The 14,682-nt window shown below is 70.4% G+C and carries 14 protein-coding genes; 7 read left to right on the top strand and 7 right to left on the bottom strand.

Features of this window, described 5'->3' with window-relative positions:
- The first annotated feature begins 10 nt into the window (after positions 1 to 10).
- The 7 genes from ACIBQX_RS03815 to ACIBQX_RS03845 all read left to right on the top strand — a co-directional run bounded on the left by ACIBQX_RS03815 (position 11) and on the right by ACIBQX_RS03845 (position 6,871).
- Positions 11 to 775: a cytochrome d ubiquinol oxidase subunit II gene (locus ACIBQX_RS03815; protein WP_397000270.1), complete on the top strand. Its 765-nt coding sequence runs from the start codon at positions 11 to 13 to the stop codon at positions 773 to 775.
- Between the two features lie 6 nt (positions 776 to 781).
- Entirely contained in the window at positions 782 to 2,509 is a 1,728-nt protein-coding gene (gene cydD / locus ACIBQX_RS03820; protein ID WP_397000272.1) for a thiol reductant ABC exporter subunit CydD, read from the top strand.
- 8 nt (positions 2,510 to 2,517) lie between these two features.
- Positions 2,518 to 4,227, top strand: a complete 1,710-nt coding sequence (gene cydC, locus ACIBQX_RS03825; protein WP_397000274.1) for a thiol reductant ABC exporter subunit CydC — start codon at positions 2,518 to 2,520, stop codon at positions 4,225 to 4,227.
- An 89-nt stretch (positions 4,228 to 4,316) separates the two neighbouring features.
- A complete protein-coding gene (locus ACIBQX_RS03830) occupies positions 4,317 to 4,940 on the top strand; it encodes a hypothetical protein (protein ID WP_397000276.1) in 624 nt (207 codons plus the stop codon).
- Positions 4,916 to 5,260 carry a transcriptional regulator gene (locus ACIBQX_RS03835; RefSeq protein ID WP_397000278.1) on the top strand — a complete coding sequence of 115 codons (345 nt, stop codon included), beginning with the start codon at positions 4,916 to 4,918 and terminating at the stop codon, positions 5,258 to 5,260. Before ACIBQX_RS03830 ends, ACIBQX_RS03835 begins: the two co-directional genes overlap by 25 nt.
- The gene (locus ACIBQX_RS03840; RefSeq protein ID WP_397000280.1) at positions 5,257 to 6,138 is read left to right on the top strand and encodes an ABC transporter ATP-binding protein; all 882 of its coding nucleotides are present in this window, start codon (positions 5,257 to 5,259) and stop codon (positions 6,136 to 6,138) included. Before ACIBQX_RS03835 ends, ACIBQX_RS03840 begins: the two co-directional genes overlap by 4 nt.
- Positions 6,131 to 6,871, top strand: a complete 741-nt coding sequence (locus tag ACIBQX_RS03845; RefSeq protein WP_397000282.1) for an ABC transporter permease — start codon at positions 6,131 to 6,133, stop codon at positions 6,869 to 6,871. Before ACIBQX_RS03840 ends, ACIBQX_RS03845 begins: the two co-directional genes overlap by 8 nt.
- Positions 6,872 to 6,947: 76 nt before the next feature.
- On the opposite strand, the gene ACIBQX_RS03850 is transcribed toward ACIBQX_RS03845, so the two are convergent.
- The 7 genes from ACIBQX_RS03850 to ACIBQX_RS03880 all read right to left on the bottom strand — a co-directional run bounded on the left by ACIBQX_RS03850 (position 6,948) and on the right by ACIBQX_RS03880 (position 14,656).
- Complete coding sequence (locus ACIBQX_RS03850) at positions 6,948 to 8,174, bottom strand: S1C family serine protease (protein WP_397000284.1); 1,227 nt, start codon at positions 8,172 to 8,174, stop codon at positions 6,948 to 6,950.
- 191 nt (positions 8,175 to 8,365) lie between these two features.
- On the bottom strand, positions 8,366 to 9,901 hold the full coding sequence (locus ACIBQX_RS03855) for an acyl-CoA synthetase (protein WP_397000286.1): 1,536 nt from the start codon (positions 9,899 to 9,901) through the stop codon (positions 8,366 to 8,368).
- A 103-nt stretch (positions 9,902 to 10,004) separates the two neighbouring features.
- On the bottom strand, positions 10,005 to 10,586 hold the full coding sequence (locus tag ACIBQX_RS03860) for a hypothetical protein (protein ID WP_397000288.1): 582 nt from the start codon (positions 10,584 to 10,586) through the stop codon (positions 10,005 to 10,007).
- Positions 10,587 to 10,720: 134 nt separating this feature from the next.
- Positions 10,721 to 11,557: a MetQ/NlpA family ABC transporter substrate-binding protein gene (locus tag ACIBQX_RS03865; RefSeq protein ID WP_397000290.1), complete on the bottom strand. Its 837-nt coding sequence runs from the start codon at positions 11,555 to 11,557 to the stop codon at positions 10,721 to 10,723.
- Positions 11,558 to 11,566: 9 nt separating this feature from the next.
- Positions 11,567 to 12,223, bottom strand: a complete 657-nt coding sequence (locus ACIBQX_RS03870) for a methionine ABC transporter permease (protein WP_397000292.1) — start codon at positions 12,221 to 12,223, stop codon at positions 11,567 to 11,569.
- Between the two features lie 82 nt (positions 12,224 to 12,305).
- Positions 12,306 to 13,256 (bottom strand): methionine ABC transporter ATP-binding protein, encoded by a 951-nt coding sequence (locus tag ACIBQX_RS03875; RefSeq protein WP_397000294.1) that lies wholly within the window; start codon positions 13,254 to 13,256, stop codon positions 12,306 to 12,308.
- Positions 13,257 to 13,573: 317 nt separating this feature from the next.
- Positions 13,574 to 14,656, bottom strand: coding sequence for a Fic family protein (locus ACIBQX_RS03880; protein WP_397000296.1), 1,083 nt, complete (start codon positions 14,654 to 14,656; stop codon positions 13,574 to 13,576).
- Positions 14,657 to 14,682: the final 26 nt, after the last annotated feature.

Genomic DNA, 14,682 nt, shown 5'->3' on the forward strand with positions numbered 1-14,682 from the left:
GAGTGCCGCCATGGAACTGATCTGGTTCGCCGTCTTCGCCGTGCTGCTGGCCGGCTACTTCGCCCTGGAGGGCTTCGACCTGGGAGTCGGGCTGTTGCTGCCGGTGCTCGGCAGGACCGGCGAGGACCGGGATCGCATGGTCGCCGCCATCGCGCCGTTCGTGCTGGCCAACGAGGTGTGGCTGGTGGCGGTCGCCGGGACGCTCTTCGGCGCCTACCCGCTGCTCGAAGGCGAGGTGCTGTTCGGGCTCTACCCGCTGGTGGTGGGGATGCTGCTGTCGTGGGTGGTGCGCGATGCCGGGCTGTGGTTCCGGCGCAGGATCGACGGCACGGCCTGGCGGCGCTTCTGGGACCTGATGATCACGCTCGGCTCGTTCGGGCTGTCGTTCGGCTGGGGCCTCGCGCTGTACGCGGCGGCCACCGGGTTCGGCTCGTCGCCGCTGCATCCGGTGGGGCTGCTGCTGGGCGTGGTGGTGACGCTGCTGTTCGCCCTCCACGGGTGGACGTTCCTGGGCTGGCGGGCACCCGGGTTCACCGGGGTCACCCGTTCGGGTCGCGCGCTGCTGGCCACGGGCCTGCTCGCCGCGCTCCCCGCCGTCGGCGTGCTCGCGGGCGGCATGGGCCATCTGCTGGACCACAGCGCGCCCACGGAGACGCTGAGTGTGCTCAGTCTCATGGTCCTGCCGTTCGCACCCATCATGCTGGGCGCGCAAGTATGGACATGGCGCACTTTCCGCCCAGGTAAGGACGCCCATCGCATCCCATCGTTCTTCTGAGGACATGTGCACAAGGACCTCCTGCGCCTCATGCGGGCCGAGCAGTCGGTACGCCGCCACCTCGCCGTCACCTTCGTCGCGGCGGTGGCGGCGGGACTGCTCGTCCTGGTGCAGGCCGAACTGCTGGCCGGGGTGCTGTCGGGCCGATTCGCCGCCGTCGCGCTCGCGGGGGTGGCCGCGGTGGTCGCCGTGCGGGCGCTGCTGGCGTGGACGCAGGGCGTGTACGCCGGCCGCACCGCCACCGGCGTCAAGTCCGCGCTCAGGCACCGCCTGCTGGCCCGGCTTCAGGAACTCGGCCCGGCACGCGCGGCCGGGCACCGCTCGGGCGAGCTCGTCACCCTCACCGGGCGCGGCCTCGACGGCCTCGACGCCTACCTGACCGGCTACCTGCCCGCGATCGCCGTGGCCGCGGTGATCCCGGTCGCGGTGCTCGTCCGCCTGTTCGTCGCCGACCTGGCCAGCGCCGTCATCGTGCTGGTCACCCTGCCGCTGATCCCGATCTTCGGCGCGCTGGTCGGCATGACCACCAAGGCCGTCACCGAGCGGCAGTTCCAGGCGCTGTCCCGGCTCGGCGGGCACTTCCTCGACGTGGTCCGCGGCCTGCCCACGCTGCGCGCCTTCGGCCGGGCCCGCTACCAGGCGACGGTCATCGAGCGGGTCGCCGACGCCCACCGTGGCGCCACCATGCGGACGCTGCGGGTGGCGTTCCTGTCGTCGCTGGTGCTGGAGCTGTGCGCGTCGCTGTCGCTGGCGCTGGTGGCCGTCCCCATCGGGCTGCGGCTGCTGGGCGGCTCCCTCGACCTGACGACCGCCCTGCTGGTGCTGCTGCTCGCGCCGGAGGCGTACCTGCCGCTGCGCGCCATGGGCACCCGCTTCCACGCCTCGATGGAAGGGGTGGCCGCCGCGGACGCCGCCTTCGCCGTACTGGACCGCGCGTCCGACCCCGGCACACCCGCCGCCGAGCCGGGCCCCGCGCGGCCGCTGCCGGACGGGCCGCCGCGCATCCGGCTGGAGGACGTGACCGTCCGTTACCCCGGCCGCGACGATCCCGCGCTCGAACACGTCACCCTCACCATCGAGCCCGGTGAGCGGGTGGCGCTGGTCGGCGAGAGCGGTGGCGGCAAGAGCACCCTGCTCCACCTGCTGCTCGGCTTCGTACGGCCGTCCGAGGGCAGGGTCCTGGTGGACGGGACCGATCTGCGCGAGCTCGACCTGGACGGCTGGCGCGACCGGCTGGCGTTCGTGCCGCAGCGCCCGCACCTGTTCACCACCACGGTGGCCGGCAACATCCGGCTCGGCGCCCCGGCCGCGTCACCTCAGCAGGTCCGCCGGGCGGCCACGGCCGCGCACGCGCACGACTTCATCGACGAGCTCCCCCAGGGGTACGAGACCCAGGTCGGCGAGCGGGGCGCGAACCTGTCGGCCGGTCAGCGCCAGCGCATCGCCCTGGCCAGGGCCTTCTGCCGGCCGTCGGCACCGGTCCTGCTGCTGGACGAGCCCACGGCCCGGCTCGACGGCCGCAGCGAGGCGGCCGTGGTCGCCGCGACCGCCGACCTCTGCCACGGCCGCACCGCCGTCATCGTGGCCCACCGGCCGGCGATGATCGAGCTCGCGGACCGGGTGATCCGCCTGCACGAAGGCCGCGTCATCGCGGACACGACCGCCCACGGGATGGGTGAGGAGCGAGCGGTGCGCCCGCGCACAGGATCGACGAGCACGGGAGGCGCGGCGTGAATCGGCGTATGGGATGGCGGCTTGTCTGGGCCGTGCTGGCCGGGGGCGCGGCCGACCTGGCCGGACTGGGGCTGATCGCCGCGGCCGCCTGGCTGATCACCAGGGCGGCCGAACAGCCGCCGTTGGCGGCGCTCAGCGTGGCGATCGTGGCCACCCGGGCGTTCGCCACCAGCAGGGGCGTGTTCAGGTACGCCGAGCGGCTCACCGGGCATGACGTGGCGCTGCGGGCCCAGGCGGACACCCGTGAGCGGCTCTACGCCTCGCTCATCACGCCCCGGCAGCCCAGGCACGGCGGCGCGGACCTGCTGAGCCGGATGGTGGACGACACCGAGGCGGTGCAGGACCTGCTCGTGCGCTGCCTGCTGCCCGCCGCTGCCGCCGCCATGGCGGGGCTGGCCGCGGTGGTCGTCGGGCTGACGCTGCTGCCCGTCTCGGCGCTGGTGCTGGCCGCCGGGCTGGTGGTGGCGGGTGTGCTGCTGCCCGCAGGGACGGCCACGGCGGCGCGGCGCTGGTCGGCCAGGATCGCGCCGGCCAGGGCCGAGCTGGCGGGCCGGGTGGCCGATCTGGTGCACGGCTCGGCGGACCTGGCCGCGTACGGCGCCGGCGACCGCGCCCTGGCCGACGCGATGGCCGCGGACGAGGGGCTGGCCGTGCTCGAACGACGCCAGGCTCGCGTGCATGCCGCGGCCCTGGCGGGCGGAACCCTGGTGCAGGGGCTGACGGTGGCCGCGATCGTGCTGATCGCCCAGAACGCGGGGGTGGGCACGGTGGCCACCGCCGTGCTCGCGCTGACGGCGCTGGTGTGCTTCGAGCCCGTCCTGCCGCTGGCCGCCGCAGGGGAGCGCCTCGCGGGCGTGCTGGCCGCCCTGCGGCGGCTGCGCGAGGTCCGGTCCGCTCCCCCCGCGATCACCGAGCCGACCACCCCGGTCCCTCCCCCGTCGTCCCCCCTGACCGTCGAGATCGACGATCTGGTCGTACGGCACGCCCCCCGGACCCCGCTCGGCCGGGAGACTCCCGCGCACGAACTGGCGGAGGGCAGGGCGGCCGTCGACGGGGTGTCGTTGACGTTGGCGCCGGGGAAGCGGGTCGCGCTGGTGGGGCCGAGCGGGGCGGGGAAGAGCACGGTGCTGGCGGCGTTGATGCGGCTTGTCGACCCCGAGTCCGGAAATATCAGGATCAACGGGGTCGACATCAAGGACATGGCCTCCGATGAGGTTCGAGCGCTGATGACCGGCCTGACCCAGGATCCGTACATCTTCCAGACCACGCTGCGCGACAACCTGCGCCTGGCCGGGCCCGAGGCGGGCGAGGAGGACCTGCTGCGCGCCGTACGGGATGCCCGTCTCGATCACTGGGTCGAGCGGACCGGATGGGACGCCGAGCTGGGCGAGGACGGCAGCACCGTGTCCGGCGGGCAGTTGCAGCGGCTGGCGCTGGCCAGGGCGCTGCTGTACGACCCGCCGGTGCTGCTGCTGGACGAGCCGGCCGAGGCGCTGGACGAGGAGACGGCAGACGCGCTGATGGCCGATTTGCTCGACGTGACGCACGATCGCACCACGCTGCTCGTCACGCACCGGCTCAAGGGCCTGGAGCAGGTGGACGAGATCGTCGTCCTGGAGGAGGGGCGCGTCGTGCAGCGCGGCCACCACGACGAGCTGGTCGGGCGGCCGGGTTACTACCGGGACCTGTGGGAGTCGGAGGCGCTGACCCGCCGCTGAGCCGGGAACCATCCGCGCGACCCGCTCGTTGGCTTGGCATGACAGACTGGTTTAATATACAAACTAGTTTGCGGCCGAGAGGAGTCGCCATGACAGACGACGGAGAGCAGCCTCCCGCCCCCGAGGACACCCTCCGCCTCATGGAGGAGCAGCGGGCCGCCACCGTGCGGGCCCTGAGCGGCGATCCCCTGCTGCTCTACGCGCCGTGGGGCATCGCCTGGCTGCTCGGGTTCAGCGCGTTCTTCCTGCATTACGGCCTCGACGGGGTCTCCTACGCGCCGATCAGCCAGATGCAGGCGCTGAGCGTGCTCATGGGCGCGCAGCTGCTGGCGGGGGGCGTGGCGGCGTTCGGGATCGTCCGGATGGCCGGCGTGATCCGGGGCGGGACCTCGGCCAAGGGCGCGATGTTCGGCTACGCCTGGTTCGGCGGCATGGTCCTGATGTCGGTGATCGGGATCCGCTTCAGCCCCATGCTGCCCCCGGCCGAGACCGGCCTGTTGTGGGCGGGCATCTCCCTCATGGTGGTCGCCGTCCTGTACATGGCCGGTGGCGCCATCTACCACAACTGGCCGATGTTCTTCATCGGCGTCTGGATCGCGGCGGTGGACGCGCTGGGAGTGATCCTCGGCCCCGGCTGGCACGCGCTGCTGACGGCCGTGCTGCTCGGCGCGGGGCAGATCGTGATCGCGTGCTGGCTCAGGCGGCGCCCGTGACGGCGGACCACGCGCTGCCCGAGCTCGACCCGGTGATCCACGCCCAGGCCCGGCTGCGCGTCGTGGTCACGCTCAACACGCTCCCCGACGGCGACGAGATCGCCTTCCCCGTGCTGAAGGACCTGCTGGGCATGACGGCCGGCAACCTGTCCGTCCACCTGTCCAAGCTCGAGGAAGCGGGCTACGTGCACATCACCAAGACCCACAAGGGCCGCACCCCCGTCACCTTCGTCGCGCTGACCAAGCGCGGGCGGCTGGCCCTCGAGGACTACACCAAGGCGATCCGCGCCCTACTCGACTCCGCAGGAGGCACGTCATGACAGTCCTCGCCCAGACGGTCGAGGTGACCCGCCGCTACGGGAGCACGCTCGCCCTCGACAGCGTGTCCCTCGACATCCGCGGCGGCGAGCTGGTCGGCCTGCTCGGCCCGAACGGCGCGGGCAAGTCCACCCTCATCAACCTGTTCGTCGGGCTGCGCCGCCCCAGCTCCGGCAGGGTCGAGGTGCTGGGCGGCTCCCCCGCCGACCCGCTGGTCCGGCGCGGCATCGGCGTCACGCCGCAGGAGACCGGCCTGCCCGAGGTGCTCAAGGTCGGCGAGCTCGTCGACTTCGTGTCCGCGCACTTCCCGGACCGGGCCGACAGGTCGGAGCTGCTGGACCGCTTCGACCTCGGCGATCTGGTCAAGCGCCAGATCGGCGGCCTGTCGGGCGGGCAGAAGCGGCGGCTGGCCGTGGCGCTGGCGTTCGCGGGCAAGCCCCGGCTGGTCTTCCTCGACGAGCCGACCACCGGGCTCGACGTCGAGGCCAGGCGCGCGCTCTGGGACGGCATCAGGTCCTTCCACGCCGAGGGCGGCACCGTGCTGCTGACCAGCCACTACCTGGAGGAGATCGAGGCGCTGGCGCAGCGGGTGGTGGTCGTCGGGCAGGGCCGGGTGCTCGCCGACGACACCGTGCGGGCCATCCGCGACATGGTGGGCGTACGGCGCGTCTCCCTGGTCGCGGCCGAGCTGCCCGAGCTGCCCGGGGTGATCGCCGTCCACCGCGAGGACGGCCGCGTCCATCTGGTCACCTCCGACCCGGACCGGCTGGTCGTCGAGCTGGTGCGCAGCGGCGCGGCGTTCTCCGGCCTGGAGATCAGGCCGACCTCGCTCGAGGAGGCCTTCCTCGCCATCACCGCCAAGGAGCCGTCCCATGTTTAGCCTGATCCTCGCCCACACCCGCTATCAGGCCCTGGAGCAGCTCCGGGTGCCGATCGGCCTGCTGGCCGGCACGCTGTTCCCGGCCATCTCGATGCTGGCGTTCGTGGTGCCGTTCGCCGGCGGCGACCCGCTCTCGGCGACGATCGCGACGGGGTCGATGATGCTGATCGGCGCGATGTCGTCGGCGCTGATGTCGCTGTCCATCTCGGTCTCGCAGGATCGCGAGCAGCCGTGGAACCCCTACCTCCGCACCCTGCCCGCAGGCCCGTTCCCCCGCTTCGCGGGCCGGATCCTGACGACCATGGGCATGATGGTCATCTCGGTGATCCCGGTGCTGGTGATCGCCGGACTGTTCACCGAGGCGACCATCACCGCGCCCCGGCTGCTGCTCGGGGTGGCGGCGGTGCTGGTCTCGTCGATCCCGTTCATGCTGATCGGCCTGTTCATCGGCTTCGCGATGCCGTCGAAGGCGGCCATCGCGGTGTCGCAGATCCTGTTCTTCCCGCTGGCGATCGTGGGCGGGCTGATGGTGCCTCTCCAGGTGATGCCCGCCTTCGTGGAGACCCTCTCGCGGTTCGTGCCCAGCCGGGGCGCGGGCGAGCTGGTCTGGTGGCTGGCCGCGGGCGTCCAGCCGAAGGCGCTGCCACTGGTGGCGCTGGTGATCTGGACGTTGATCGCCGGGGCGGCGGCGGCCTGGGCCTACCGGCGTGACGAGGGACGCCGGTTCTCCTGAGAGCCGGAGAACCGGGGGGGTGTGCCGCCAAGTCCGCAGCGATCTCGACGGCACACCCGTCCGTGAGGGGGTCCTGTTATTTCTTCTCTTGGAGGGTCACGGTGGCGGAGCTCTCCTTACCGTCCCTCATATATGTGATCTGAACCTGTTGGCCCGGTTTGAAACCTCTGACCTGCCCAACAACGGTATCTCCGCCCTCAACCGCCTTGCCGTCGAACCGCGTGATGAGGTCGCCCTGCTTCAGTCCGGCCTTCTCCGCCGGGCTTCCGGGGGTCACCTGGCGGACCAGCGCGCCGGCCACGTCGCCGGTGGCGTCGGCGACGCTCACGCCGAGGAACGCGTGGCTCACCTTGCCGCTGCTGATGAGCTGGTCGGAGACCTGCTTCGCGGTGTTGATCGGGATGGCGAAGCCGACGCCGATGTTGCCGTTGCTGCCGCCGTCCGTGGCGATGGCGGTGTTGATGCCGACCAGCTGGCCACCGGCGTTCACCAGCGCGCCGCCGGAGTTGCCGGGATTGATCGCCGCGTCCGTCTGGATGGCGCCGCCGATCGTGGTGATCTCACTCGCGCCGGGCTGCCCCCACCCGGGCGGCGCCTGCTGCTGCTCGCCGCCGACGGTCAGCGTGCGGTCGAGCGCGCTGATGATGCCCATGGTGACGGAGCCGGACAGGCCGAGCGGGCTGCCCAGGGCCAGCACGGAGTCGCCCACCTTGAGCGCGTCGCTGTCGCCGAGCGTCGCCGCGGTCAGCCCGGAGACGCCCTCCGCCCTGATGACCGCCAGGTCGGTCGCGGGGTCGGTGCCGACGACGGAGGCCTTGGCCGTCCTGCCGTCGTTGAACTTCACGCTCATCTCACCGCCCTGACCGGCGCCCACGACCACGTGGTTGTTAGTCAGGATCAGCCCGTCCTGCGACAGGACGACGCCCGACCCCTCCCCGGTGGACCCCTTGATCATCACGACCGAAGGCTGCACCTTGGCCGCGACGTCGGCGACGCTGAGCGGGTTGGAGGCCTGCTTGAACGTCGGGCTCGGGTTGCTCGCGGTGACCACCTGCGGCTGCTGGAACGCGGTGGCGACGGTGGCCCCCACGACGCCGCCGCCGATGGCCATGGCCGCCAGAGCCAGGCCCGCGACCGCCTTCTGCCGGACCGAGAAGCCTGGCTTGGACCGCGCGGGAGGCGGCGGGGGCGGTGGGCCCATGATCACAGTGTCACGCCGGGGGAAGCCCCCGGCGGAGGGCGGGGTGTCGCCGAACTGGCTCCACCCGCCTGCGCCCTGATCGCGAGGCTCGTTCGCGTTCATCTTCATCTCCTCAAGTCCCGATGACACAAGAGTGCCAAGTCCCGCGTAAGACCTGGTTAAGCGCTTGATCAGAGGGGGGTGAGAAGTCTGACGACAGCCTTATCACTGCAGGTAGGGGGCCGGTCACCGAGGGAGAATCGGCGGAGGAATTCCGCCGCCCGACCGGCTCTTGTCGGCGTGGCACGGCCCGGCTAGGGGCGTGCGGGCCAGTATTCGTCCTTGAGCAGCCGTTTGTACAGCTTTCCCGTGGGATGCCGGGGCAACTCCGCACGGAAGTCCACCGACTTCGGGCACTTGTAGTGGGCCAGGCGCGCGCGGCAGTACTCGATCAGCTCCGCCTCCAGCTCCGGGCCCGCCTCGGCCATGGACACCGGCTGCACCACCGCCTTGACCTGCTCGCCCATCTCCTCGTCCGGTACGCCGAGCACCGCCACGTCGGCGACCTTGGGATGGACGCTCAAGAGGTTCTCCGCCTCCTGCGGGTAGACGTTCACCCCACCTGAGATGATCATGTACGAGCGGCGGTCGGTGAGGTGGAGGAAGCCGTCGGCGTCGAGGTAGCCGATGTCACCGAGGGTGGTCCACCCCCTGCCCAGAGGGTCCTGGACCGAGCGGGTCTTGTCCGGGTCGCCGTGGTACTCGAAGGTGATGCCGTTCTCGAAGTAGACGGTGCCGTGCTCGCCCGCCGGGAGTTCGGCGCCGTTCTCGTCGCAGACGTGCACGGTGCCGAGCAGGGAGCGGCCGACGGTGCCCCGGTGGGCGAGCCAGTCGGCGGAGTTCACGTACAGGAAGCCGTTGCCCTCGGTGCCGGCGTAGTACTCGTGGATGATCGGGCCCCACCAGTCGATCATCTGCTCCTTGACCGGGATCGGGCAGGGGGCGGCGGCGTGGATGGCGCACGTCAGCGACGACAGGTCGTACTTCTCGCGGGTCTCGGCGGGCAGTTTGAGCATTTTGATGAACATGGTCGGGACGAGCTGTGAGTGCGTCACCCGGTACTTCTCGACCAGGCGCAGATACTCCTCCGGGTCGAAGCGCTCCATGACGACGACCGTGGCGCCGAGCCGCTGGAAGGTCAGGCTGTAGCGCAGCGGCGCGGCGTGGTAGAGCGGCGCGGGCGACAGGTAGACGCTGTCGGCCGTGGGCGCGAACAGCCCCTCGATGAGCCGGTACAGCATGCCCGGCTCGGTGAGCGGCGGGTGCGTGAGCACCGGTTTGATGCCCTTGGGCATGCCGGTGGTGCCGGAGGAGTAGAGCATGTCGGCGCCCTGGCTCTCGTCGTCGATCGGGGTGGCCGGCTGCTTCGCCACCGCCTCCTCGTACGACTCGAAGCCGTCGGCGATCCCGTCGAGCATGAGGCGCAGCTCGACGGCGGAGGTGCCGGCGGTGGCGGCGGTCGCGACGTCGGCGAGATCGGCGCTGGAGATGAACACCCGGGCGCCGCAGTTCTGGATGATGTAGGACAGCTCGGCCGCCTGCAGGTGGGAGTTGATCGCGGTGTAGTAGAGGCCGGAGCGGTGGGCCGCCCAGGCGATCGCGAGGAAGAGCGGATGGTTGCCGAGCATGAAGGCGACATGGCCCCCCGGCCTCAGGCCGGCGGCGCGGAACAGGTGGGCCAGCCGGTTCGACTCCTCGTCGAGCCGGCGGTAGGTGATGACCTGGCCGGAGCCCGCCATGATCACAGCGGGCTTGTCCGGGCTGACTGCTGCGATGGCTCCGGGGTACATGACCGAACACTATTCTGCGCATCGGCGGATTCGCCAGAACCCCGTGCGCACGGCGAAGCCGCGACCTCGCCATCGAGGTCGCGGCTCCGTCGTGGATCACCGGTCAGGAAGCGGCGTGGTACACGCTCTCCCAGCCCGAGTGCCAGCCCTTGGGCGACCACTCGTTGCCCCGGCTCACGTTCACCGAGATGTGCTCGGCGTCCTTACCGGAGAACGAGAAGTGCTTCGGGAACTTGTGGCAGTTCTTGTACCGCTCGAAGTGCGTGGAACCGTCGTGCTCGACGATCTTGAAGGTCGCCCACGCGCAGTCGTTCTTGCCCCACCACTTCTTGTTGTGGAGGTTCGCGTGCACCGTGTAGGTGTCGATGTGCTTCCACTCCCACACGTGTTTCTTGACCTTCTTCGGCACCCACTTGCACTTCAGGTCGCCGTTCTTCTCCCAGCAGACCTTCTTCTTGACCCAGAAGGTCTTCCAGTGGCCGTCCTTGTACTTCTTCTGGTGGACGACGACGCTGCCGTTGGCACGGGCTGTGCCGTCACTGGAGTGGTAGGAACCCCAGCTGTCGTAGGAGGACGAGGCGGCGGACGCGGCCGTCGTGGTCGTCGCGCTCGCGGCGGCGGGGGCGGCGATGGCGACGGAGGTGGCGGCGGCGACGCCGATCAGGATGCGGGTTGCGAATCGCACTTCGGGACTCCTCGGGAGAGGTTTTGCTGCGCTGTCCCTGTATTGATAAGCCGGACCAATTGCCCATCACTTACAAGTCACTTGAAGAGGCCCAAAAACCCGCATTCCCGGCTTTTCCTGATCTTTCGCGATATTTACTCGGCGGCGATCACCGAGCCCGCGTACTTCTGCGCGATGAAGTCCTTGACTTTCGGGTCCTGCAGCAGCTTGCCCAGGGTCACGATATTCGCGTCCTTCTCGTGGCCGGCCGCCACCACCAGGCCGTTCACGTACGGGTTGTCCTCGGTCTTCTCCAGCGCCAGGGCCTGCGTGGCGGGCTTGAGTCCGGCCTCGATGGCGTAGTTGCCGTTGATCACCGCCGCGTCCACGTCGTCCAGCGAGCGGGGCAGCTGCGCGGCCTCCAGCGGCTTGAAGACGAGCTTCTTGGGGTTGCCCGCCACGTCCCGCTCGGTCGCGGTGGTGCCGGCGCCCTCCTTGAGGGTGACCACGCCGTTGTCGGCGAGCAGCTTGAGCGCGCGGCCCAGGTTGGTGGCGTCGTTCGGGAGGGCCACGGTGCCGCCTTCCGGCAGCGCGGCGAGCTCGGCCGACTTCTTGGAGTACAGGCCCAGCGGCTCCAGGTGCACCGGCGTGACGAAGCTCAGCTCGGTGCCCTTGGAGGAGTTGAAGTCGTCCAGGTACGGCTTGTGCTGGAAGAAGTTGGCGGCGAGCAGACCCTCCTCAAGCTGCACGTTCGGCTGCACGTAGTCGGTGAACTCGACGACTTCGAGCTTGATCCCGGCGGCGGGAGCCAGGTTCTTCTTGACGAAGTCGAGGATCTCGGCGTGCGGGACCGGGGTCGCGCCGATCTTCAGCACGGTGTCCGCCGACTCGGCGGTGGCCGCGGACCCGGCGGTGGTCGCGGACTGTGACGCGCCGCACGCGGCGAGCAACAGCGAGAGGACAGCCGCGCCCACAAGACGATGAATTTTCATGATTTTTCCTTACTTATGCGATAGGCGCCGGGCGAGCAGATCGCCCAGGCTCTGCATGATTTGCACGATCACAATGAGCACCACGACGGTCACGATCATGACCACCGTCTCGAACCGCTGATATCCGTACCTGATGGCCAGGTCGCCCAGCCCGCCCCCGCCGATGGTCCCGGCCATGGCGGTGTAGCCGATCAGCGCGACCACCGTCACGGTCACCCCCGCGACGATCCCCGGCAGCGCCTCGGGCAGCAGCACCTTCCACACGACGGCGCCGCGACCGGCCCCCATCGCCTGCGCGGCCTGGACCACGTCCCTGTCGACCTCGCGCAGCGCCGTCTCCACCAGCCGCGCGAAGAACGGCACCGCCCCGACGGTGAGCGGCACCACCACGGCGGCGGTGCCGATCGTGGTGCCCACGACCAGCCGGGTGAACGGGATGATCGCGATCATCAGCACGATGAACGGCAGCGACCGTCCCACGTTGACGAGCACGCCGAGGACCGACTTGAGCACCGGCAGGGGCCGCAGCCCGCCTCGGTCGAACACCACCAGCGCCACGCCCAGGGGCAGGCCGAACAGCACCGTGAAGACCGCCGCCCAGCCGACCATCACCCCGGTCTGCCAGGTGGCCTCCCACAGCAGGGGGGCCATCTCGTCCCAGGTCATCGGGGCCAGCCCGCCTCTCCGTCGGCAACCGTACCGTTCATGACGTCTCCGTTCATGACGCCTCTGTTCGTGAGGTCTCCGTTCACGACATCTCCACCAGCAGGCCGCGCTCGCGCAGGTACGCCAGCGCGGACGAGACCTGCTCGCCCGAGAAGGCGACCCGCAGGCGGCCCACGGAGCCGCCGGCGAGGTCCTCGATCGAGCCGCCCAGGATGCTGATGTCCACGTCGAACTTGCGCACCGCCTCCGACACCAGCGCCTGCCGGGGGTCGCCGGTGAAGGTGAGCGTCACCGAGCCCGCCGGGGCGGGATCGGGCAGCGGGAAGATCTCCTTGGTCAGCCGCGAGCCGGGCGTCCTGATGAGGTCGGCGATCGGGCCCGACTCCTCGACGCGGCCGCCGGACATGATGGCGACCGAGTCGCAGATGCTCTTGACCACGTCCATCTCGTGGGTGATCAGCAGGATCGTCAGCCCGAGCTCGGCGTTGAGCCGCCTGAGCAGGGCCAGGATGGACTGTGTGGTGCCGGGGTCGAGCGCCGAGGTGGCCTCGTCGGACAGCAGCACCGACGGGTTGCCCGCCAGCGCCCTGGCGATGCCGACCCGCTGCTTCTGCCCGCCGGACAGCTGGTGCGGGTGGTCGCTCCCACGCCCGCCGAGCCCCACCAGGTCGAGCAGCTCGCCGACCCGGCGCCGCCGCTCGGCCCTGGGCACGCCCATGACCTCCAGGGGGAAGGACACGTTCCCGGCGACCGTACGCGAGGAGAGCAGCGCGAAGTGCTGGTGGATCATGCCGATGCGCTGGCGGGCGCGGTTGAGGTCCTTGCCGCGCAGCGCCGTCAGGTCCTGCCCGGCCACCGTCACGGTGCCGGCGCTGGGCCGCTCCAGCAGGTTGACGCAGCGCAGGAGGGTGCTCTTGCCCGCGCCGCTCTGCCCGACCACACCGTAGACCTCGCCCTGGCGCACACGCAGGTCGACACCGTCCAGTGCGACGGTGTCGCCGTACGACTTGCGCAGGCCGGAAACCTGGATCACGCCTTCTCCCCCATGACTGACAGCGGCCACGAAGGGACCGCTGGAACGGACATCGTCGAAACGGGGGGAGTTAGCGCATGCCCGAGTGATAGGGCAGGTGGCTCAGCCTGCGCAGCACGAAAGAGGGTGTGATCATGATGGCCTTCGAGGGGTGCGGACGGTTCGGTCTAGCGGCCCATGGCGGGCATTCGCCGCCCCATACAGCCGCGACAGCACCCGGCGCCTCTGGCGCCCCGGTCGTCCACGCGTGCCTCGTTCACGCCCGTGCTAACACCGTGCGCGGTCGGTCCTATTCCGGATAAATCCGGTGATGTGCCTCACTGTACGGTTTCGTGCTCCTGGTACGGATCCCGCAGCGGACGGGCTCGCTCGGCGAACCGGGCCTTGATCTCGGCCATCCGGGGGCCGGGGGCGTAGAAGCGGCCCTTGGTCTCGCCGTACGGCCGGACCCAGTTCTTGGCCGCGAGGTCGCGCAGATCCCGGGCGGCCTGGCCCTGGCTGAGGCCCTCGTCGGCCTGGTACCTGCTGCGGCGCAGCCTCCGGTTGACGAAGACCTCGTAGAGCGCCGAGACGCACCGGGTGTTGAGCCCGTCCGCATCGACCTGCTCTTCCAGGATGATCCAGATCTCCCCCGCCTGAGCCAGACGCTGGCGCACGCGCTGGGCCTGGAGGTGGTGAGCGCGCAGGCAGAATCTCACCCAGGAATGGGTGTTCGCGTGCGGCTTCCACGAGCCCCGCTGGACGTCGCGCAGAGCACGGTAGTAGTCGACAGTGTTCTCGCCGGTGCCGAGCCACTCCTCGATCGAGGAGAACTCCGGCATCAGGATCTGGTCACGGCCGAGAAGCAGTGTCTGCAGCGCGCGTGACATCCGGCCGTTGCCGTCGCGCCACGGGTGGATCGACACCAGGTTGAAGTGGGCCATGGCTCCGCGCACATAGCTCGGCGCGTCAAGGTCGCCGGAGTTCAGCCAGGTGACCAGCTCGCCCAGCAGCCCGGCAACCTCCTCGAAGTCCGGGCCCTCGTACACCACTTCACTGGTGGCGGAGTTGCGCACGTAGATGCCTCCGGGACGCAGCATGCCCGGGGTCTTGTCGCGGTGGTGACCGATCATCATGAAGTTGAGCGCGTTGAGCACTCCGATGTCGTAGCGGAACGCGGGGGCCCGCGAGAGGAGTTGGATGTAGGTGAGCGCCTGCTGGTAGCCGGCGATCTCGCGCGTCACCGACATGGAGGTCTCCAGCGGCTCCTCCCCCGACATGATGGACTCGATGTCCTCGACGCTGGCCCGGTAACCCTCGATGGAGTTGGACCCCTGGATGGCACGCGCCTGTAGCTGCCTGCGCAGCTGCCCGTCCCAGCGGTGGGTCTCGGCCAGGCGGTGCTTCAGATCGCGTCGCATGTCCTCGATCTCAGCGAGCACGGCCT

It is taken from the genome of Nonomuraea sp. NPDC049714 (assembly GCF_044465295.1).
Taxonomy (GTDB): Bacteria; Actinomycetota; Actinomycetes; order Streptosporangiales; family Streptosporangiaceae; genus Nonomuraea.

Bases quoted from the DNA above. Each gene is read 5' to 3' on its own strand.
- ACIBQX_RS03870 (WP_397000292.1), bottom strand. From the start codon at position 12,223: ATGACCTGGGACGAGATGGCCCCCCTGCTGTGGGAGGCCACCTGGCAG.
- ACIBQX_RS03840 (WP_397000280.1), top strand. From the start codon at position 5,257: ATGACAGTCCTCGCCCAGACGGTCGAGGTGACCCGCCGCTACGGGAGC.
- ACIBQX_RS03815 (WP_397000270.1), top strand. From the start codon at position 11: ATGGAACTGATCTGGTTCGCCGTCTTCGCCGTGCTGCTGGCCGGCTAC.
- ACIBQX_RS03850 (WP_397000284.1), bottom strand. From the start codon at position 8,174: ATGAACGCGAACGAGCCTCGCGATCAGGGCGCAGGCGGGTGGAGCCAG.
- cydC (WP_397000274.1), top strand. From the start codon at position 2,518: ATGGGATGGCGGCTTGTCTGGGCCGTGCTGGCCGGGGGCGCGGCCGAC.
- ACIBQX_RS03830 (WP_397000276.1), top strand. From the start codon at position 4,317: ATGACAGACGACGGAGAGCAGCCTCCCGCCCCCGAGGACACCCTCCGC.
- ACIBQX_RS03880 (WP_397000296.1), bottom strand. From the start codon at position 14,656: ATGCGACGCGATCTGAAGCACCGCCTGGCCGAGACCCACCGCTGGGAC.
- ACIBQX_RS03845 (WP_397000282.1), top strand. From the start codon at position 6,131: ATGTTTAGCCTGATCCTCGCCCACACCCGCTATCAGGCCCTGGAGCAG.
- ACIBQX_RS03865 (WP_397000290.1), bottom strand. From the start codon at position 11,557: ATGAAAATTCATCGTCTTGTGGGCGCGGCTGTCCTCTCGCTGTTGCTC.
- ACIBQX_RS03855 (WP_397000286.1), bottom strand. From the start codon at position 9,901: ATGTACCCCGGAGCCATCGCAGCAGTCAGCCCGGACAAGCCCGCTGTG.